The 20,993-nt window shown below is 69.0% G+C and carries 15 protein-coding genes; 12 read left to right on the top strand and 3 right to left on the bottom strand.

From position 1 onward, the window contains the following. Positions 1-10: 10 nt before the first annotated feature. Positions 11-1,585, top strand: a complete 1,575-nt coding sequence (locus IW249_RS18545) for an arabinofuranosidase catalytic domain-containing protein (protein WP_196921902.1) — start codon at positions 11-13, stop codon at positions 1,583-1,585. Positions 1,586-1,667: 82 nt separating this feature from the next. Here the strand turns inward: IW249_RS18545 and IW249_RS18550 are convergent, their stop codons facing one another. Further along, a complete protein-coding gene (locus tag IW249_RS18550; protein ID WP_196921903.1) occupies positions 1,668-3,017 on the bottom strand; it encodes an extracellular catalytic domain type 1 short-chain-length polyhydroxyalkanoate depolymerase in 1,350 nt (449 codons plus the stop codon). Between the two features lie 250 nt (positions 3,018-3,267). Between IW249_RS18550 and IW249_RS18555 the strand changes: the two genes are divergently transcribed. The 3 genes from IW249_RS18555 to IW249_RS18565 all read left to right on the top strand — a co-directional run bounded on the left by IW249_RS18555 (position 3,268) and on the right by IW249_RS18565 (position 8,013). Next, positions 3,268-4,254 (top strand): PaaX family transcriptional regulator, encoded by a 987-nt coding sequence (locus tag IW249_RS18555; protein WP_196921904.1) that lies wholly within the window; start codon positions 3,268-3,270, stop codon positions 4,252-4,254. A 468-nt stretch (positions 4,255-4,722) separates the two neighbouring features. Next, positions 4,723-6,189, top strand: a complete 1,467-nt coding sequence (locus IW249_RS18560) for an endo-1,4-beta-xylanase (RefSeq protein ID WP_196921905.1) — start codon at positions 4,723-4,725, stop codon at positions 6,187-6,189. A 426-nt stretch (positions 6,190-6,615) separates the two neighbouring features. Further along, positions 6,616-8,013, top strand: a complete 1,398-nt coding sequence (locus IW249_RS18565; RefSeq protein ID WP_196921906.1) for an RICIN domain-containing protein — start codon at positions 6,616-6,618, stop codon at positions 8,011-8,013. A gap of 72 nt (positions 8,014-8,085) precedes the next feature. Here IW249_RS18565 and IW249_RS18570 read toward each other — a convergent pair whose 3' ends face one another. Then, positions 8,086-8,856, bottom strand: coding sequence for a FadR/GntR family transcriptional regulator (locus IW249_RS18570; RefSeq protein WP_196921907.1), 771 nt, complete (start codon positions 8,854-8,856; stop codon positions 8,086-8,088). Between the two features lie 147 nt (positions 8,857-9,003). Here IW249_RS18570 and IW249_RS18575 point away from each other — a divergent pair, with 147 nt between their 5' ends. From IW249_RS18575 to IW249_RS18610, 8 genes are all read left to right on the top strand, one after another. Next, positions 9,004-10,266 (top strand): ABC transporter substrate-binding protein, encoded by a 1,263-nt coding sequence (locus IW249_RS18575; protein WP_196921908.1) that lies wholly within the window; start codon positions 9,004-9,006, stop codon positions 10,264-10,266. Between the two features lie 4 nt (positions 10,267-10,270). Next, the gene (locus IW249_RS18580) at positions 10,271-11,251 is read left to right on the top strand and encodes a carbohydrate ABC transporter permease (RefSeq protein ID WP_196921909.1); all 981 of its coding nucleotides are present in this window, start codon (positions 10,271-10,273) and stop codon (positions 11,249-11,251) included. Beyond that, positions 11,251-12,078 carry a carbohydrate ABC transporter permease gene (locus tag IW249_RS18585; protein ID WP_196921910.1) on the top strand — a complete coding sequence of 276 codons (828 nt, stop codon included), beginning with the start codon at positions 11,251-11,253 and terminating at the stop codon, positions 12,076-12,078. The genes IW249_RS18580 and IW249_RS18585 overlap by 1 nt, the downstream gene beginning before the upstream one ends. Before the next feature lies 1 nt (position 12,079). Next, positions 12,080-13,303: a mandelate racemase/muconate lactonizing enzyme family protein gene (locus IW249_RS18590; protein ID WP_196921911.1), complete on the top strand. Its 1,224-nt coding sequence runs from the start codon at positions 12,080-12,082 to the stop codon at positions 13,301-13,303. A 105-nt stretch (positions 13,304-13,408) separates the two neighbouring features. Continuing rightward, positions 13,409-14,434 carry a zinc-dependent alcohol dehydrogenase gene (locus IW249_RS18595; protein ID WP_196921912.1) on the top strand — a complete coding sequence of 342 codons (1,026 nt, stop codon included), beginning with the start codon at positions 13,409-13,411 and terminating at the stop codon, positions 14,432-14,434. Continuing rightward, entirely contained in the window at positions 14,431-15,192 is a 762-nt protein-coding gene (gene kduD / locus IW249_RS18600) for a 2-dehydro-3-deoxy-D-gluconate 5-dehydrogenase KduD (protein ID WP_196921913.1), read from the top strand. Before IW249_RS18595 ends, kduD begins: the two co-directional genes overlap by 4 nt. Beyond that, on the top strand, positions 15,189-16,061 hold the full coding sequence (locus tag IW249_RS18605; RefSeq protein ID WP_196921914.1) for an amidohydrolase family protein: 873 nt from the start codon (positions 15,189-15,191) through the stop codon (positions 16,059-16,061). Before kduD ends, IW249_RS18605 begins: the two co-directional genes overlap by 4 nt. Then, positions 16,061-17,050 (top strand): aldo/keto reductase, encoded by a 990-nt coding sequence (locus IW249_RS18610; protein ID WP_231392570.1) that lies wholly within the window; start codon positions 16,061-16,063, stop codon positions 17,048-17,050. The genes IW249_RS18605 and IW249_RS18610 overlap by 1 nt, the downstream gene beginning before the upstream one ends. A gap of 89 nt (positions 17,051-17,139) precedes the next feature. Here IW249_RS18610 and IW249_RS18615 read toward each other — a convergent pair whose 3' ends face one another. Next, on the bottom strand, positions 17,140-20,688 hold the full coding sequence (locus IW249_RS18615; protein WP_196921916.1) for a ThuA domain-containing protein: 3,549 nt from the start codon (positions 20,686-20,688) through the stop codon (positions 17,140-17,142). Positions 20,689-20,993 lie beyond the last annotated feature (305 nt).

The following is a 20,993-nucleotide window of genomic DNA, read 5'->3' on the forward strand; positions in this document are numbered from 1 at the left end:
GAGCCACCTCGTGCGAACCCCGTCCCCCCTCGGGCCAGGAACAGCCCGTGATCTCGTCCCGAGACGTCGTCGCGCCCGACGTCTGACCGCCCTGGCGGCCGCGCTGGTCGGCGTGCTCGTCGGCATCGGCGCCGCCCCCGGCGCACCGTCGCCGATCGCCGAGGCAGCCGCCGCCCCGATGGCGGCCGCCATCGCGCCGGGGCAGAGCACCCCGATCGTCGGTACGCCGTCCGGCCGCTGCCTCGAAGTGCCCAACTCCAGCACCACCAACGGCACCCAGACGCAACTCTGGGACTGCAACGGCAGTGCCGGCCAGACCTGGACGTGGACGTCGACCAAGCAACTCCAGGTGTACGGCAACAAGTGCCTGGACGCCTCCGGCCGCGGCACCGCCAACGGCACCCAGGTGATCATCTGGGACTGCAACGGCCAGAACAACCAGCAGTGGAACGTCAACAGCAACGGCACCATCACCGGCGTGCAGTCCGGGCTCTGCCTCGACGCCAACGGCGCCGCCACCGCCAACGGCACCAAGGTCATCCTCTGGGCCTGCAACGGCGGCGCCAACCAGCAGTGGGCCTCGCCGACCACCACCCCGCCGCCGACCAACCCGCCGACCGGCGCGCGGCCCTGTGACATCTACGCCTCCGGCGGCACCCCGTGCATCGCGGCGCACAGCACCACGCGGGCGCTCTACGAGGCGTACGCCGGCAACCTCTACCAGGTCCGACGCTCGTCGGACAACACGACCCGCAACATCGGGCTCACGGGGACCGGTGGCACCGCCAACGCGGCGACGCAGGACTCGTTCTGCTCCGGCACGACCTGCGTGATCACTGTCGTCTTCGACCAGTCCGGGCGCGGCAACGACCTCTGGTACCAGGGGTCGAGCGTCGTTCCGGGCTCCCCGCAGAGCAGGCCGGCGATCGCGACCTCGGAGTCGCTGACCGTGGGCGGCGCGAAGGCGTACTCGCTCTACATCAACCCCGGCAACAGCTACTGGCGCGACGGGCACCTCACCGGCGTGCCGACCGGCGCGGCACCCGAGGGCATGTACATGGTGACCAGCGGGACGCACGTCAACAGTGGTTGCTGCTTCGACTACGGCAACAGCGAGACGACCAGGAAGGCCGACGCCGCCGGGGCGATGGACGCCATCAACTTCAGTAAGCAGTGCTGGTTCGGCGGCTGCTCCGGCAGCGGCCCCTGGGTGCAGGCCGACCTCGAGTGGGGTCTCTTCCCAGGCGGCAGCAGCTCCTGGAACCCGAACCAACGGGCGTTCACCAGCAAGTTCGTCACCGCGACGCTCAAGAACAACGGCACGACCCGGTTCGCCATCAAGGGCAGTGACGCGCAGGCCGGCAGCCTCTACACGCTGTACGACGGCTCGCTCCCGCCGGGATACAGCCCGATGAAGAAGCAGGGCGCGATCATCCTGGGCAGTGGCGGTGACTGCTGCAAGCCCGACGGCGGCGCGAACCTGAGCGCCGGCACCTTCTACGAGGGGGCCATGGTCTCCGGCTATCCGTCCGACGCGACCGAGAACGCCGTGCAGGCCAGCGTGGTGACCGCCGGATACCGCTGATCCTGGCGACGCCCGAACGAGTCGTGCGCCGGTCACCACCAGGTGGTGACCGGCGCACGCGCGGGTGGACGTCGATACCGTCTCAGGCGACAGTGCAGGACGCGCCGTTGAGGGTGAACGAGGACGGTCGGGCGTTGTTACCGGTGTGGGTGGCCTGGAAGCCGAAGCTCACCGAGCCGTTGGCGGGGATGCCGCCGTTGTAGGCGACGTTGCGGGCCGTCACCTGGCCCGAGCTGGGCGAGTAGGTGGCGTTCCAGCCCGAGGTGATGGTCTGCCCACCCGGCAGGGTGAAGACCACGGACCAGCCGTTGACGGCGCTGGTGCCGGTGTTCGTGACGGTGATGTTCTCGGTCAGCCCGGTGTTCCAGGCGTTGACGTCGACGGTCACCCGACAGGCGCCGGAAGTCGGCGGCGGGGTGGTCGGCGGCGGCGTCGTGGGGGGCGGGGTGGTCGGGGGTGGCGTGGTCGGCGGCGGGGTGGTCGGCGGCGGCGTCGTGGGGTTGGTCAGTCCGAAGAACGCGATGGCGGACGCGGCCATGCCGCCGGAGGGCAGGCTGTGCCCGGCCCCCTGGATGCTGTACGCCTCGACCTGGACGGTGCCGCCGCTGTCGGCGTACCGGCGCCGGTTCCAGTTGGCCTGGGGCGTGTCGGTGGAGGTGGGTGTCTGGCTCAGCCCGAACACGTTGGTCCACTGCTCGATCGCCTCCTGCAACAGCGAGTACGGCACGAGCGTGTCGTTGGTGCCGTGCCACAGCTGTACCCGCGGGCGCGGCCCGGAGTAGCCGGGGTACGCCTGGCGGACCGCGTCGCCCCACTGCTGCGGGGTCCGGTTCATGTTCCCGCCGGTGCACTGGCTGCTCCCGGGCGGGTAGTCCGCCGCGTTGGCGAAGCAGTTGAACGGCACGCCCATGAACGCGGCGCCGGCCTTGAACACGTCGGGGTAGAGCGCCAGCATGTGGTTGGTCATCATCCCGCCGGACGAGCTGCCGGTGGCGTAGACCCGGTCCGGGTCGGCAGCGTACTGCTGTTGCACGTACCGGATCATCGAGATGATCGACACCGGGTCGCTGCCTCCGCCACGCCGCTTGGCGGCGTCCGACCAGGTGTCGAAGCAGTTGCCGAAGCCGGCCTGCTGGGTCGCGGACGGGTAGATCACGATGTATCCGTACCGGTCGGCCTGGCTGGCGAACTCGCTCCCGGAGTAGAAGCCCGGGCCGGATCCGCCGCAGCCGTGCATGGCCACCACGACCGCCGGCCGGGCCGGACGGTTGTCCGGCACGTAGACGTGCATGCGCATTCGGCCCGGGTTGTCACCGAAGCTGGTCACCTCGGTCAGTGACGCCGCGTACGCGGGCCCGACCGTGGGGACCACCATGCCGGCCGCCACCAGTGACGCGGCCAGGGCGATTAGCAGTTTCCTTCTGATTCTCAACTGACGACTCCTTCGATTGCCTGTGCAGGCTGGATTGGCCGTGCGATCCGGTCGCGGGTCTGCCCGACTCCCGCGGTGGTCGCACGCTGCCCGCTACCTGTGGCTCGCCCAGCCCGGCTTCGGATGGCGTCGCGTGGCAATTAGTGTTCCCCTCGGTCCAACAAGTGTCAATCGAGGAATCTCTATTTGTGACGGGTCGTGGAGGTCCGTCTACAGTCGTCATACCGTCCCCGAGGAGCACGGAGCGCCTGTGGCAAGCCTCTTCGACATCGACGAGATCTATCCGGACGATGGAGACCACCCGCTCCGGCTGCCCCGCAGGCAGGTCGGCAACTCACCCCAGGGCGTCGCGGTGACCCTGTTGGCGGACTACACGCTGCGGACCCGGGTCGCCCTCCCGTCCGCCGCCATCGTCGCGTTGCTCGGGGAGACCGGCGTGACGACGGCCGGAGCGCGTACCGCGATCAGCCGGTTGGCCCGCCGCGGCGTGTTGGAGGGCAGTCGACTGGGGCGGCGAAGCTCCTACCGGCTCAGCCGCGCCGCCGCCGCCAACCTCTCCGCCGGAGGGCACTGGATCCTCTCCTCCACCACCTCCACGGCGCGCTGGGACGGGTGCTGGACGATCGTCGCCTTCTCGCTGCCGCAGGATCGCAGTACGCAGCGTCGGGCCCTGCGAGCGCAACTGCGGTGGCTCGGTTACGCGCCGCTGTACGACGGTCTGTGGATCTCGCCGCAGGAGCTGACTCCCGCGGCTCGGGCTGAACTCGACCGGCTCACCCTCGGTGCCGTGACGGTGTTTCGTGGGCGGCAGACCGCGCTCGCCTCGACCACTCACCGTGCGCCGATCGAGGCCTGGGACATCGAGGCGATCAGCCGGAGCTACGACACGTTCCTCCGGCGTTGGACGCCCCTGTTGCCCGGGGTGGTGTCCGGGCAGGTCGACGGCGCCGCCGCGGTGCGGGCCCGTACCGAGGTCATGGACACCTTCCGGCGTTTCCCCGTCCTCGATCCGCAGTTACCCCTGGAGCTCCTTCCACGGGACTGGCTCCGACGTCCGGCGCGGGAACTGTTCGAGGCCGTCTACGACGGCCTCGCCGCACCCGCCGAGCGACACGTCCGGGCGGTCGTCGAGCGGTTCGCCGACGCCACGCAGCCCGGCATCCAGGCGCACACCACCGCCGACCTGGTCGCCGGAATACGCGCCGACGCCGACCCGGCGCAGGCCGTCTCCGAGTAGCTCGGCTACCGGGTGCTCGTGAACCGCGACGAGTCGCGGCCGGCGACTGTGAGCGATAACAGGGTTGCCGTCCGGCGTGCCCCGAGCGGCGCGGTGGTACGACTCGTCCGCTGATCGCGGGGCGGCTGAGCGTGGTTGCCCTGGGCGTTTGGTACCCGGCCGAAACGTGGCGTTCCGGGAGATCGGCGTGAACGGCCCGTTACGTCTTGACGAACGGCATGTTATCGCTCACTCTCGATATAGAGGACGATCGTTCCCGTGGCTCACCGGGCGAGCCGCACGGGTCGTACCTCCGATCACAACGTCCGCAAGGGCATGCGGACGTCACTCGGGACCCGGCAGTTGCCGGTGACAGCCCTCTCGGACTGTGCGTGCTGATGCCGGGCGGCCAGGATGACCGTCCCGATCAGTCGCCCCGAGTGAAGTGGCACATCACCACCACCGATGCAACCACTGAAAAGGAACGCCATGAAACCCATGAGAACGATGCTGGCGGCGGCGACCATCGCCGTCGCCCTCACCACCGGTATGACGGTGGCGCTGACTCCCGCATCCGGCGCCGGCACGACCCTGAAGGCGGCCGCCGCCGAGAAGGGCCGCTACTTCGGTGCGGCCGTCGCGACCGGCAAGCTTTCCACCGGCGCTTACACGACGATCCTGAACCGTGAGTTCAACAGTGTCGTGGCCGAGAACGAGATGAAGTGGGCATCCAACGAGCCGTCGCAGGGCCAGTTCAACCACTCCGGTGGTGATCGTCTGGTCAGCCATGCGCAGGCCAACGGGATGAGCGTGCGGGGTCATACCCTGCTGTGGCACGCACAGCAGCCGGGTTGGGCGCAGGGCATGTCCGGCACCGCGTTGCGGAACGCGGCGATCAACCACGTGACGCAGGTCGCGACGCACTACCGGGGCAAGATCCACTCGTGGGACGTGGTGAACGAGGCGTTCGCCGATGGCGGCGGTGGTGGACGTCGGGACTCGAACCTTCAGCGCACGGGCAACGACTGGATCGAGGCGGCGTTCCGGGCGGCGCGGGCGGCGGATCCGGGCGCGAAGTTGTGTTACAACGACTACAACACCGACGGGATCAACGCGAAGTCGACGGGCATCTACAACATGGTGCGGGACTTCAGGTCCCGTGGCGTGCCGATCGACTGCGTGGGTTTCCAGTCGCACCTGGGCACCTCGCTGGCCGGTGACTACCAGGCCAACCTGCAGCGTTTCGCTGATCTCGGTGTGGATGTGCAGATCACCGAGCTGGACGTGATGACCGGCGGCAACCAGGCAAACATCTACGGCGCCGTCACCCGCGCCTGCCTGGCCGTCTCGCGCTGCACCGGCATCACCACCTGGGGCGTGCGGGACTGCGACTCGTGGCGTGGGTCCGACAACGCCCTGCTGTTCGACTGCAACGGCAACAAGAAGGCCGCGTACACCGCCGTCTTGGACGCCCTCAACGGCGGCTCGACGCCGCCCACCACGCCCCCGCCGGGCTCCGGGGTGGACACCAGCGCCTGGTACGTGTTGCTGAACCGGAACAGCGGCAAGGCGCTGGACGTGTACGCCTCGGCCACCAACGACGGGGCGCGGATCAGCCAGTGGTCGCGTAACAACGGCGTCAACCAGCAGTGGCAGTTCGTCGACTCGGGGGGCGGCTACTACCGGGTCAAGTCCCGCAACTCCAGCAAGGTGCTTGACGTCAGCGGCTTCTCCACCGCCGACGGTGGCGCGATCGTGCAGTGGTCCGACCTCAACGGCACGAACCAGCAGTTCCGTCTCGCGAACTCGGCCGACGGCTACGTACGCCTGATCAACCGCAACAGCAACAAGGCCGTCGAGGTGCAGGGCGCCTCCACCGCCGACGGTGGGAACGTCGTTCAGTACGCCGACTGGGGTGGCAACAACCAGCAGTGGCAACTGGTCCGGATCGGCTGACGACCGCCGTCACCGACTGGGGAAGCGGGAGCTGCCGGCCGTTCGGGATCCGGCCGGCGCCCGCCCAGGCGAGGTGTGACGAGTGGCGGCCCGCCCTCTCGGGGGCGGGCCGCCGTGGCCGTCAGGTTGCCGCTGTCAGTGACCGCGCGGATCGATACCGATCGTTTGACGTATGACGTATTACCCGCTAATTTTCACCCCGCGGGCCACCCGGCCGCCGGGAGCCACGACGTCGCACCGCGCGGCTTGGGCGCGGGCCTGCCACGAAGCCCGGATCGTGGCATCGCCATCGACGTACGCCGTCGGCCGCGGATGCCCGCACCCAACACCCCAGACGTGCTGACGCCACCACCACGACGCCGGCACGCACGCCAGGGCACGCGCGGGCGTTCCGCTCGTGGGTGACCCCGATCGAAGGAGTGGACCATGAAAGCCCTCGGTGAGGCTCGTCCCGCCTCTCGACAGAGACGTCGCTGGCAGTCAGGGTTGGCCGTGGCGGCGGCCGCGGTCATGGCAGCCAGCACACTCGTCGCGGTCAACGCGGCACCCGCGGCGGCAGCGACAGTGGACACCAACGCCTGGTACGCCCTGGTGAACCGGAACAGCGGCAAGGCGTTGGACCTGTACGCCTCGGCCACCAACGACGGCGCCCGGATCAGCCAGTGGACGCGTAACAACGGCGCCAACCAGCAGTGGCAGTTCGTCGACTCCGGGGGTGGCTACTACCGGGTCAAGTCTCGGCACTCGGGCAAGGTGCTCGACGTCAGCGGCTTCTCCACCGCCGACGGCGGGGCGATCGTGCAGTGGTCCGACCTCAACGGGACGAACCAGCAGTTCCGGCTGGCCGACTCGGACGGTGGCTACGTTCGGCTGATCAACCGCAACAGCAACAAGGCCGTCGAGGTGCAGGGCGCCTCCACCGCCGACGGCGGAAACGTCGTTCAGTACGCCGACTGGGGCGGCACCAACCAGCAGTGGCAACTCGTCCGCGTCGACGGCGGGACCGACCCCACGACGCCACCCCCGACGGGTGGCAGCGGGTGCGGCAAGGCGCCGGCGCTGGCCAGCGGCACGCACACGATCCAGAGCAACGGCAAGAGCCGAACCTTCATCCTGCGGGTGCCCGCCAACTACAACAACAGCAACCCCTACCGGCTGATCTTCGCCTTCCACTGGCGGGGCGGCACCATGCAGGAGATCTCCTCCGGCGGCACCAGCGGGACCGCGTGGTCCTACTACGGGCAGCAGGAGCAGTCGAACAACAGCGCGATCCTGGTCGCGCCCCAGGGATTCGGCAACGGCTGGGGCAACTCCGGCGGTGAGGACATCGTCTTCGTCGACGACATGATCAGCCGGATCGAGAGCAGCCTCTGTGTCAACCCGAGGCAGCGGTTCGCGCTCGGCTTCAGCTGGGGTGGCGGCATGAGCTACGCCGTCGCCTGTGCGCGGGCCAACGTCTTCCGCGCCGTGGCGGTCATCTCCGGTGGGCAGATCAGCGGTTGCAGTGGCGGTACGCAGCCGATCGCGTACTTCGGGCTGCACGGCATCTCGGACAACGTGCTGGGCATCTCGGGTGGCCGGGCGTTGCGCGACACGTTCGTCCGGAACAACGGCTGCACAGCACAGAGCCCGCGCGAGCCGGCGGCCGGCAGCCGCACGCACGTCACGACCACGTACTCGGGCTGCCGGGCCGGTTACCCGGTGCAGTGGGCCGCGTACGACAACGGCCACATGCCCGGCCCGGTGGACGGCACCTACGCCGAGAGCGGCATCACGACCTGGACCAAGGGTGAGATCTGGAGGTTCTTCGCCCAGTTCTCGTGACACCTGTCGGCCTCAGCCGACGGCGCCCACTCCCGTACCTCGGGGGTGGGCGCCGTCGGTTGCCGGGGACGGTCAGCGTTCGAGGCGGACGGGACTCCCCGAGCCACTGCGGCGGACCAGCCAGGCCTCGGTGATGTGGGTGAACATCGCCTCGGCGGCACCGTTGGGGTCGTGGGCGGCGATGCGCTCGTAGATGCGTCGGTGACCCTGGTTGGACGCCACGCACAACGCGCGTTCGGTGCGGCCCATGTACCGGGCGGTGTTGATGACCTGGCTCTCCAGCGCGCGTACGACACCACGGGCGATGCGGTTCCCGGATGCCTGCATGATCGTGTCGTGGAAGGCCCGGTCGTGGTCGTGGTAGGTGACGTGGTCGTCGACGAGTTCGTCCATCCGGTCCACCATGGCCCGTAGTCGATCGACGGTCTCGGCGTCGGCGAGGCGGGCGGCGACGTTCGCCATGTCGGACTCCAGCACCCGTCGGGTGACGACCAGGTCGTCGAGGATGGCGAGGCTGTCGTCCACGGCGATGGTCGCCGCGAGGACCAGTTCGTCGAGCATGTCCCAGTGCGACGGTGGGGTGACCATGGTGCCGGCGCCCTGGCGGACCTGCACCAGCCCCTTCTCCTGAAGGATCTTCACTGCTTCCCGGACGACGGTCCGGCTCACGCCGAAGGTCTCGCAGAGGATCGGCTCGGGGGGCAGGGACGTTCCGGACGGGTGTACGCCGCGGACGATGCGTTCCACCAGTTCGGCGGTGACCGCCCTGGCGAGGTTGGTCGGCCGACGCACCCACGCCGGGGTCCCCGGGCTGTTCAGGGCTGTCTCCTGCGGTGGCGTCATGTCCCCCTCCGAATGGCTCGCCGTGGCACGACGTCTGGGCCAGTGTACGGCCGACTGTTGACGTCACACGTCATACGAGTTACCTTCCGGTCAACATTTGGCTCGCGGGGCACCCGCCGGCCACCCCCCATACAGAGGTGACAATCGATGAGACAGCGCGCAATATGGTCGGCCGTCCTCGTTGTGGGCCTGGCCCTGGCCGGTTGTGGAAGTGCTAGCGATTCGGGCAAGTCAACCAGCTCGGACGGCAAGTTGGTGGTGTGGGACTGGAAGTCCGGTGAGCCATTCGCCAAATCCTATCTGGACAAGGCCAAGGCCGACTTCAAGAAGAAGCACGCCGACGTCGAGGTCGAGTTCGTCGCACAGCCCTTCGACCAGTACTACACCCTGCTCGGTGCGGCGATCCAGTCCGGCAAGGGCCCGGACGTCATGCTGTTCAACGGTGGCGGTCAGATCCGCGACCGGGTGGACGCGCTGGTGCCCCTTGACGAGTACGTGGCCGAGGACAAGCAGCGGTTGGCCGGCTGGGAGGCGTTCGCCAAGGACGGCAAGACCTACGCCGCCCCGGTGACGCTCCAGGGTTACCCCATCTACTACAACAAGGAGATCTACCAGAAGGCCGGCCTCGACCCGGCGAGCCCGGCCACCACGTGGGACAAGTTCGTCGCCGACTGCGCCGCCATCGCCAAGGCCGGCGCCAAGTGCTTCGCCCTCGGCAACAAGGAGGGCGTCGGCATCCAGTTCTGGCTCTCCAGCCTGGGCTCTACCACCCTCACCGCCGCGGAGTACGACGGCTGGATTGCCGGCAAGCGCGACTGGAACTCGCCCAACGTCAAGCGGATCTTCCAGACCTGGAAGGAGTCCGGCGACAAGAAGATGAACAGCGACGGGGCCAACTCGACCGCCATGTTCAACGACTCCTTCGCGCTCTTCCAGTCCGGTAAGGCCGCCCACGTCATGGGTCTGATGTCGGACGTGGGGCACTGGCAGGACTTCAACGAGTTCCTGACCGCGGAGAAGCTCGGCGTCATGAAGGCCCCGGTCGTCACCGCCGGCACCACCCCGAGTCTCCCGTACGACGGTGGCATCGGCTACGCGGTCGCCAAGTGGACGAAGGACCCGAAGGTGGCCGCCGACCTGGCGCGCTCCCTGAGCTCGGCCGACGCGTTGAAGGCCTTCTACGCCGACGCCGGCGCGATCGCCGCCGACACCACCATCGACGTGTCGGCGGGCGGGCCCGCGGTCTCCACGATCGTCAGCGAGCTGAAGAGTGGCAAGCCCGCTCTGCACGTGGCGCTCTCCTCGAAGACGCTGGACCTGATGGGGCGCCTCTCCCAGCAGCTGCTCAGCGGTTCGGTCACCGTCGACGAGGTGGTGAAGCAGTTGGCCGCTTCCGACCAGGCGGGCTGACCTCGTGCCGATCGGAAACACGCAACCGACGGTCCGTCCGGCTTCGGCCGGACGGACCGGCGGGGCGGCGGTCACCCCCGCCGCGCAGCGGCATGGAGCACGACCCCGTCGCACCCGTGGCGGCCCGCGGGCCGAGCGCTTCGCCCCCTACATCCTTGTCCTTCCGGCCGTCCTGATCATCGTGTTGCTGCGGCTCTACCCGCTGCTCCTCGGGGTCAACTTCTCCTTCACCGGTGACGGTGCGCAGAACGGGACGGCGGTCGGGTTCGGCAACTATCGCGAGCTCTTCGCCGACCCGCTGTTCCAGACCGCGCTGAAGAACGTCGGGCTGCTGGTTCTTCTGCTGCCGGTGGCGGTGGCGATCCCCGGTCTGCTCGCGACGTTCATCTACCTGCGGGTGCCCGGTCACCGCTTCTACCGCAGCGTCTACTTCTTCCCCGCGGTGCTCTCACCTGTCATCGTCGGTGCGATCTTCAACCTGCTGCTCGCCTTCGACGGCCCGCTCAACGCCGTCCTCGGGTCGGTCGGTGTCGAGCCGATCGACTGGCTCGGTGACCCGGGCATCGCGATGTTCATGGTGGTCGGCGTGCACATCTGGGCCACCTTCGGCATGGCTCTTGTGGTGTTCCTCGCCGGGTTCGCCACGTTGGACCCCGCGCTGCTGGACGCCGCCCGGGTGGACGGGGCGTCGCTGCGCCAGGTGGTCTGGCACGTGATCGTCCCGAGCCTCTCACGCACTATCCAGTTCGTCTTCGTGACCACGATGATCGGCATGTTGACCTCGATGTTCGGGCTGCTATACGTGATGACCAGCGGCGGGCCGGAGGGGTCGACGTACCTGCCGGAGTTCTACATCTGGAAGCAGCAGGGCCAGATGAACCGTCCGGCTCTCGCCTCGGCCGCGTCGACGATCCTCTTCATGATCATGCTCGTGGTGGGGCTGTTGCAGATCAAGCTGCTCGAACGATCGGGAAAGGAGGATTGATGTCTCGCCTCCACCTGGGACGGTGGTTGGTCGCCATCCCCATGTCGCTGCTCGCCCTGGCGACGATCTACCCCCTGCTGTTCACCGCCAATGTCGCGATGAAGACCCGGCGTGACTACATCCTCGACCGGTTCGGCCTGACCGACGCCCTGCGCTGGGAGAACATCAGCACGGCGTGGAACAGCGTCGGCATGGGCCGTTACTTCGTCAACTCGCTGTTCGTGGTGACGGTGTCGGTGCTCCTGCTGCTGCTGTTCGGGTCGATGGCCGGCTTCGCCCTGAGCCAACTGCGGTTCCGCGGCTCGTCGGCGTTGTTCCTGGGTTGCCTCGCGGGGCTCTTCATCCCGTTCCAGGTGATCATGGTGCCGCTCGCCCGGATCATGGCCGACACCGCGCTCATCGACACGTACCCGGGCCTGATCCTGGTCTACGTGGCCCAGTTCCTGCCCTTCACGGTCTTTCTCATGACCAGCTACTACAAGGGCATTCCGCCGGAGATCGTCGACGCCGCGCGCATCGACGGCAACACGGTGTACGGCGTGTACCGCCGGATCATGCTGCCCCTGGGCACCCCGGCGCTGCTGTCGGTCGGCATCCTCAACGCCCTGTTCTGCTGGAACGACGTCCTCATGGCGCTGGTGATGATGCCGTCGGCCGATCATCGGACGCTCATGATCGGTGTGACCTCGTTGCGCGGTCAGTACTCCGACAACATCCCCACCTTTGCCTCCGGAGTGCTGATCGCCGCGATACCCGTCCTGTTGGTCTACCTGTTCCTCCAGCGCCAAATTGCCGACGGCGTGGCCGCCGGTTCCACGAAGGGTTGACATGCGGATCACGGGATATCGGACGCTCTCCACGGTCCAGGAATGGGGCCGACCAGTCGGCGACGCCAACGGTGTGTTCGCCGACGGGGTGGTCCCGGTCTCGATCGTCATCGTCGACACCGACGAGGGCATCTCGGGAGTCGGCCTCGGGCCGCACGTCGAGATCGAGCGGATCTTCCCAGCCATCGAGGGCGAAGACCCCCGGGCCGTGACGTCCCTGTACGACCGCATGTTGCGGCACACCTTCAAGGCGGGTCACGCGGGGCCGGTGTTCGGCACCATCGGCGCTCTGGACACCGCACTCTGGGACATCAAGGCGCAGGCCGCCGGCGAACCCCTGTGGCGGCTGCTGGGCGGACGGGACCGTCGGGTCACCGCCTACGCGTCCGGGCTGGACATCGGGCTCACCGACGACGAACTCGTCGCGGAGTACGAGGTCTACGCGAGCCACGGCCTGCGAGCGGCCAAGCTCAAGGGCGGCCTCGACATCGAGAGCGATCGGCACCGTCTGAGCCTGGTCAAGGAGGTCCTGACCGAGGCCGGGCACGGTCGACGGCCGGGCCTGATGCTCGACGTCAACGAGGCGTGGACCCGCAAGCAGGCCGTCCGGCACGTCTGCGAGCTGGAACGCACCCTGGATCTCATCTGGATCGAGGAGCCGGTCCGGCGCTGGGACGCCGAGGGCCTCGCCGCGGTCAGCCGAGGCGTGTCCGCGTCGGTCGCCACCGGTGAGAACCTCACCGGGCTCGAACAGTTCCGCCCGCTGATCGCCGCCGGCGCTGTCGACATCGTCCAGATGGCGGCCGTCTGGGGGGTCACCCACTTCCTGCGCGCGTCCGCCCTGGCCCACGCCCACGACCTGCCGGTCAGCCCGATCGGCAACAGCCCGGTCGGGCTGCTGCACGCCGCGACCTCGGTGCCGAACCACCTGACCAGCGAGTTGCAGGACCTGCACTCTCCGGTTGGTGTCTCCATCGACCTGCACGTCGAGGATGGCGCCTTCATCCTCGGCGACTCACCGGGGCTGGGGGTCCGGGTGGACGAGGAGCGGATCCGGGCGGCCAACCGCCGCCCGCAGGCGCAGACGGCCGACAGCCCCAACGTTCGGCCGGAGCGGGCCGGACGACGGTTGCTGGCCGGGGTCGACGGGGTGATCCCCACCCGCCAGGTGCCGGTCGTGCCGCTGAACTCCCGCAACGAGGTGTCGCCGACCGTACGGCACTGAGCTGACCACCAGAACAGGGAAGGCGTGGGTGCATCGCGACGCGATGCACCCACGGCCATGCCCGGTCGGCACGACCGACGTACCGACCGTCGAGACGGAGGAACGATGAAGGCAGTCGTCTACCGGGGAGCGCGAGACCTCGGAATCGAGAACCGCGATCCGGAGCCACCGGGCCGCGGCCAGGTACGGATCGAGGTCGCGTACACCGGGATCTGCGGTACGGATCTGCACATCTACCACGGGGACATGGACGCCCGGGTCGGTGACTCGGCGATCATCGGGCACGAGATGTCCGGGCGGATCGCGGCCGTCGGCGAGGGCGTGACCGGCTGGAACGTCGGTCAGCCCGTCACCGTGATGCCGACCCGACCCTGCGGACGGTGCGCGGCCTGCCAGCGGGGCAACTCCCACGTCTGCCACGCGATGAACTTCCTCGGCATCGACTCACCGGGTGCCATGCAGTCCTCCTGGACGGTGCCGGTGGAGCTGGTCCTGCCGCTCCCGGAGGAGTTGCCCCTCGACCACGCGGCGCTCGTCGAGCCGGTGGCGGTCGCCGTGCACGACGTACGCCGGGGGAACGTGACCGCCGACGACGAGGTGGTCGTGGTCGGTGGCGGGCCGGTCGGCGTCCTCATCGCCACCGTCGCGCGGGGTCGCGGCGCGCGGGTGCTCCTGGTCGAGCCGGACCCGTTCCGGCGCGAGGTGGCGGAGGGGATCGGGATCGAGGCCGTCGACCCGCGAGCGACCGATGTCGTGGCGCTGGTCAATGACCGTACCGATGGCGCGGGCGCGGACATCGCCTTCGAGGTCTCCGGCTCCCCGGCCGGTGTGACCACGGCGGTCGACGTCCTCACCACTCGCGGGCGGCTGGTCATGGTGGCGATCCATCCCCAGCCCCGGGAGGTCAACCTGCACCGGTTCTTCTGGCGTGAGCTGGAACTTCTCGGCGCCCGGCTGTATCAGCGTGACGACATGGTGGAGGCTATCCGTTTGGTCGCCTCCGGTGCGATCCCGGCGCAGCGGCTGATCTCCCGGGTCGAGCCGGTCGAGGCGGCCGGCGCTGCCTTCGCGGCCTTGGAGGGTGGCGGCGTGATGAAGGTGCTGCTCGATGTGCGGGAGGGTAACCAGTGACGGCCCTGTTCGACCTGTCCGGACGGACCGCCGTCGTGACCGGGGCGCGGCGCGGTATCGGCCTCGCCATGGCCGAGGCCCTGGCCCTGGCCGGCGCCGACATCGTGGGCGTCTCCGCCCAACTCGAAGCCGAGGGCAGCGAGGTCGAACGTCGGGTGCGGGCCACCGGCCGGCGGTTCACCGCGCTGCGGGCGGACCTCGGTGACCGGGCGGCCGTGCACCGGTTGGCCCGCGACATCACCGCTCTCGGGCCGGTCGACATCCTGGTGAACAACGGCGGCACGATCGCCCGCACCCCGGCCGCGGAGCACCCGGACGAGATGTGGGACCACGTGATCGAGGTGAACCTCAGCAGCCAGTTCATCCTGAGCCGGGAGATCGGCCGGACGATGGTCGAGCGTGGCCGAGGGAAGATCATCTTCACCGCGTCGCTGTTGAGTTTCCAGGGCGGCATCACCGTCCCCGGATACGCCGCGTCGAAGTCGGGGGTGGCCGGCCTGACCAAGGCGCTGGCGAACGAGTGGGCGGCACACGGGGTGAACGTGAACGCCATCGCGCCGGGCTACATCGCCACCGACAACACCCAGGCGCTGCGCGACGACCCCGACCGCAACCAGGCGATCCTCGGCCGGATCCCGGCCGGGCGGTGGGGCCGGGCCGACGATCTCGGCGGTGCCACCGTGTTCCTGGCGTCGACCGCGTCGGACTACGTCAACGGCATCGTGCTGCCCGTCGACGGCGGCTGGTTGGGCCGATGACGGGCGCACAGGTGCCCGGGCGCGCCGGGATCGTCGACGCACACCACCACCTCTGGGTCCGTGCCCGGCACCCGCAGCCGTGGATCGACCCGGTGACGATGGCGGCCATCGACGCCGACTTCGAACCCGCCGATCTCGCGCCGCCGGCCCGGGCGGCCGGGGTCACCGCGACAGTTGTGGTGCAGTCCATCGCCTCCGACAGCGAGACGGTGGACCTGTTGGGCGTGGCGGCCGAGGACACACTGGTCCGTGGGGTCGTCGGCTGGGTGGACCTGACCGCCGACGACGTTCCGGACCGCCTCGACCGTCTCCAGGCCGCTCGGGGCGGGGAACGCCTCGTCGGCATCCGCCACCTCGTGCAGTCCGAGACCGACCCGGCGTACCTGGACCGTGCGGACGTCCGTCGGGGGATCGCGGCGGTGGGAGCCGCCGGCCTCGTCTTCGACCTGCTGGTACGCCAGCACCAACTCCCCATGGCCGCGCGCCTCACGCGCGACCTGCCCGAGGTGAGTTTCGTCCTCGACCACCTGGCCAAGCCCGCGGTCGGTCGTCCGGAAATGGCGGAGTGGAGCCGGGACCTGCGGTCGTTGGCCGCCTCGCCGAACACCACGGCGAAGCTCTCCGGGCTGGTGACGGAGGTGCCGCTCCCGCACTGGACGCCGCAGGACCTTCGACCCGCAGTCGAGGACGCCCTCGACGCGTTCGGGCCGGACCGACTGATGTTCGGCTCGGACTGGCCGGTCTGCCTGCTCGCCAGTTCGTACCAGCGCTGGGTCGACAGCCTGGCGGAACTGCTGGAGGGCAAGGACGGGGCCGAGTCGGTCTGGGGCGAGACGGCACGCCGCGTCTACGGGCTGGCGGCGTCATGATGGCGCGCGCACTGCCGCGCCGCCCGGAGGTACGGCTCACCGAGCTGGGGTTCGGTGCGGCCCAGGGCGGCAACCTGTACCGGACGACGACGGACGAGGAGTTCGCCTCGGCGGTCGACGCCGCGTGGGAGGCGGGCGTCCGGTACTTCGACACCGCGCCGCACTACGGTCTCGGGCTGTCCGAGCGCCGCCTCGGCGCCGCGTTGCGCCAACGGCCGCGCGACGAGTACGTGGTGTCGACGAAGGTCGGGCGACTCCTGGTGCCGTCTCCCCAGGACGCGCACCTGCGGGACTCCGACGGGTTCGACGTGCCAGCGACCCACCGGCGGGTGTGGGACTTCAGCCGCGACGGCGTGCTCCGCTCCATCGAGGCGAGCCTGGACCGGACCGGGCTGGACCGGCTCGACATCGTCTACCTGCACGACCCGGACGACCACTGGCAGCAGGCCGCGGACGAGGCCGTACCCGCCCTGATCGACCTGCGGGACCAGGGCGTCGTCGGCGCCATCGGCGCCGGCATGAACCAGTCGGCGATGCTGGCGCGGTTCGTGCGGGAGACCGACGTCGACGTGATGATGTGCGCCGGGCGGTACACCCTGCTCGAACAGGGTGCGGTCGCCGACCTGCTGCCGGCCGCCGAGAACCGGGGGGTGGGCGTGGTCATCGCGGGCGTCTACAACTCGGGGCTGCTGTCGCGGGACCGGCCGCCGGCCGACGCCGTCTACAACTACCAGCAGGCGCCGGCGGAGCTGATCGAGCGGGCGAGGAGGATCGCCACTGTCTGCGAGACGTACGGGGTGACGCTGCCGCAGGCGGCCCTCGCCTTCGTCCGCCGGCACCCGGCCGTGGTGTCGACGGTGGTCGGGATCCGCAACGAGGCGCAGGCGGTCGAGACGGTACGACGGTCCGGGATCGTCGTGCCGGAGGAGTTGTGGGACGACCTGGCGACGTCCGGGCTGCTCGCAACGCTGCCCGGTCGGCCTGCCTGACCAACGACGACGTCCCGGCCGGGACCGGCTCCGTTCCTCGGATACCGGTCCCGACCGGGACGTCAGTTGTTACCGCGACAGCCGCGGGGTCACACCGCGGTGAACCGCCACTGCTGGTTGGCGGCGCTGTGGCAGGTCCACTGCAACAGCCGGGCGCCGTCGGTGGTGGCAGCACCGTTGACGTCCACGCAGAGACCGCTCAGCACACTCTTCACCGTGTACACGCCGGAGGTTCCCGTCGCGGTGGCGGTGAACTTCTGCTGGTTGCCGTTGTTGCAGGTGGCCTGCTGGAGGAAGGCACCCGCCGCGGTCGAACTGCCGACCACCTCGACGCACTTGCCGCTGTGCACCGCCTTGAGGTAGAGCGCGCCGTTGCCGGCGTCGACCGCCTGCCACTTCTGGTTGTTGCCACCGGTGTTCGCCCACTGGGTGATCTGGGCGCCGTCGGCGGTGGAGACACCGCTGACGTCCATCAGCTTGTTGCTGTGCTGCGCGGTGACCGTGTAGGTCTTGCCCGCCAGACCACCGCCGTTACCACTGCCGGGCGTTCCGACGCCGTTTCCGCCGAAGGTGTGCGAGTCCAGATCGAACGAGTTGCTGCTGTTCTTGAACACCATGTAGAGCGTCTGCGTCCCGCTGGAGGCGGCGACGCTCACCGGAGTCGTGGACTGGTAGTTGTCCCAGCCGCCCGTACTGGGCACCGTGGTGGTGGCCAGCAGGGTGCCGGTCGGCGAGCCCGCGCGCAGCTCGATCGAACCGCCACCGGAGGGCGACGACACGCGGTAGCTGACCGTCGAGATGCCCGAGAGGTTCATCGGGCTGAACGCGATCCAGTCGTTGGTGGAGATGTCACCGACGCGCTTGGTGCTCTCCGCCGCAGCCTGGTCGACGACCCGGATGCCGGACTGGCTGCTGAAGTACTCGGACTGCTTGTGCTTCGGTTGCAGGATCGCCTGCGCGGTGCCGGTGAGCGGGGACCCGCCTCCCGAGCCGCCGTTGTCGGTGTACCGCGCGTTCAGCACGTAGAACAGGTTGGCGCCATCGGGGTGCCCACCGAGCAGGTCGGTGGAGATGGTGCCCGAGCAGCCCGGGTACTCCGTGGTCTCGTGCGCGTGGTCGTCGTGACCCAGTGCCGGGTTGAGGATGACCTTCGAACAGTCGACAGTGCCGCCGTCCGGATCGGTCACGGTGATCTGGTACGACACCTTGTCGCCGAAGGTCAGCATGCCTCCGTTGCCCGGTGTCGTGATGGTGACCACCGGGGCGCTGTTGCCGACGGTGATCGGGACGTTGGCGAAGCCGGTCTTACCGGTGCTGTCGGTGACCTTCAACTGGGCCGTGTAGTTGCCGTTGGAGGTGTACGTCTTCGACGGGTTGGCCGCCGTCGAGGTGGTGCCGTCGCCGAACGTCCACAGGTAGCTCAGCGTGTTGCCGTCCGGGTCGGACGTGCCCGCGCTGCTGAACTGGACGGTGAGCGGTGCGGTGCCGCTGGTGGGTGTGCCGGTGGCCTTGACGATCGGTGACCGGCCGCCCTGGATGTAGTCGACCCGGTAGAGCCCGGAGTCGCTGTTGCCGCCGCCGAAGTTGGTGCCCCACTCCAGCAGGTAGAGCGAGCCGTCCTTGCCGAACTCCATGTCCATCGGCTTGTTGAACCCACCGCCGGGCAGGAACGGGTTGGTGCGGGTCACCGCCGTGGAGGAGTCGAAGTGCACCTCCTTGATGTAGTTGCGCGACCACTCGTAGAAGAAGTGCACCCCGTCGTAGTAGGGCGGGAACTTCGTCTGGGACGGGTTCGACGCGTCGTACCGGTAGACCGGGCCGCCCATCGGAGCGGAGCCGCCGGAGCCGAGCTCCGGGAAGGTCGTCGAGGCGGGGTAGCCGTACCAGATGTTCGGCATGACGACCGGCTTCAGGCTGGTCAGGCCGGTGTTGTTGGGCGAGTTGTTGACCGGCGCGGAGCAGTTGAACTTCGCGCCGACCACGCCGGTGTCGGGGTTGAACGGCGCGTAGGGCTGGTTGTTGCCGTGGCAGAACGGCCAGCCGTAGTTGCCGGGCGTCTTGATCACGTTCAGCTCGACCAGGCCCTCCGGGCCCCGGTTGGTGGTCGGCGGGTTGCGGTCCGGTCCGTAGTCGGCCAGGTAGACCCAGCCGGTGGCCGCATCGATCGAGAAGCGGAACGGGTTGCGGAAGCCCATCGCGTAGATTTCCGGCTTGGTCTGTGCCGTGCCCTGCGGGTAGAGGTTGCCGCTCGGGATGGTGTAGCTGCCGCTGGCTCCGGGGCGGATACGCAGCAGCTTGCCGCGCAGGTCGTTGGTGTTGCCCGCGGTCCGGGCGGCGTCCAGGTTGGACTTGCCCGAGCGCCAGTCCAGCGGGGCGTAACCCTGCCAGTTCGGGTCGAGGTTCGGGGGCGTGTCATCGCCGGTGCCGATGTAGAGGTTGCCGTCCGGGCCGAACTCGATGTAACCGCCGGTGTGGCCGGGCTCCGGGAACGTCCGGTCCCGGTACGCGGGAATGTCGATGATCGTCACGCCGCTGGACGTGTTCAGCGTGTCGCCGCTCATCGTGAAGCGGGAGACCCGGTTGACGTCGGTCGAGCTGCTCGCCGGCGAGTGGTACAGGTACACGTACCCGTTGGTGGCGAAGTTGGGGTCCAGCGCCATGCCGGTGAGGCCGTCCTCACCGCCGGTGTAGACGCTCAGCGTGCCGGCGGTCACCGTGCTGTTGGTGGAGGGCTTGAAGATCTTCAGCTGCCCGCCGCGCTGGGCGTAGAACACGCGCCCGTCCGGGGCCACGGCCATCGCCATCGGGTCGACTGTGTTGTCGTCCAGGGTGCGCTTCTCGAAGTTGCCCCAGACGGTGCCGCCGCAGTCGCCAGCAGCGTTCCCGGCGGCCCACTTGATGCCACCGAGGACGTGGTTTTGGAAGTTCGTCTCGCTGTAGGAGGCGATCGCGTGGCCCATCGCGGTGGCCCACACCCGCCCGCCGCCGGTGTCGCGGCACCAGGAGATCGGGTGGTCCGGGCCCATCGCCCGGGATCCCGGGTTGTAGGTGCGCTCGTCGGCGGTCACCAGGACGTGCACCTTGCCGCGCGGGTTGGTGTCGAAGTTGTACCACTCCTCGCTGCGGTTCCACCGGTCCGGCAGGGAGGCCGTCGACGGGTGCTTCTTGTCGGCGACGATCGCGGTGCCGGGCAGCACTCCAGGGGAGTGCTCAGGCATGTGGGCGCCACCGTTGATGGTCTGGTCCCACCACGGGTACTCGGACTCGATGCCCATGTCGGTGGCGTTGTGGATGGCGACGATGCCCTTGCCGCTGGCGAGGTAGCCCTCCACCGCCTGGCGTTGCGCCGCCGAGGTCCAGACCATGCCGGAGGTCTGGAGCATGACGATCACGTCGAAGGTCGCCAGGTTGGCAGCGGTGAAGACGCTCGAGTCCTCGGTCGCCACCATCTCGAAGTTGTTCGCCGCGGCCTGCTGCTGGAGCATGGAGAGTCCGGCGGGGATCGAGTCGTGCCGGTAGCCGGTGGTCTTGCTGAACACCAGGGCGCGGAAGGCCGGGGCGGCCGACGCGGGTGGAGCGAGTCCGAGCGCCAGCAACAGGCCGGCGATCACTGAGATGAGCAATGTGTTACGACGCATGCCGTCTCCTAGTTGGGCGGGCGTAGGGATTGCGACCCACGGGCCCTACGACGCGTCAGGTTGACCCTGGACACGTGAGGGGACACGGGCGCGCTGGTCTGTCCTCGTGCCGTTCGCCGCAACGGCAGTCAGACCTGCGGGACGTCACACAGCGTGACCGCTGCTGTGGTTCTCGTCCCGTGGTCCACGAGGTCAGGATGAGCTAGAGATCGATGACTGTCAATCCGCGAAGTAACGTCCGACGTCCTGCCCGGTGGACGGCGTCCGTGCCTGGCTCCCTCGCTGCGGTGCCGCCTGTCGATCCC

It is taken from the genome of Micromonospora vinacea, from assembly GCF_015751785.1.
In the GTDB taxonomy this organism is placed as follows: Bacteria; Actinomycetota; Actinomycetes; order Mycobacteriales; family Micromonosporaceae; genus Micromonospora; species Micromonospora vinacea.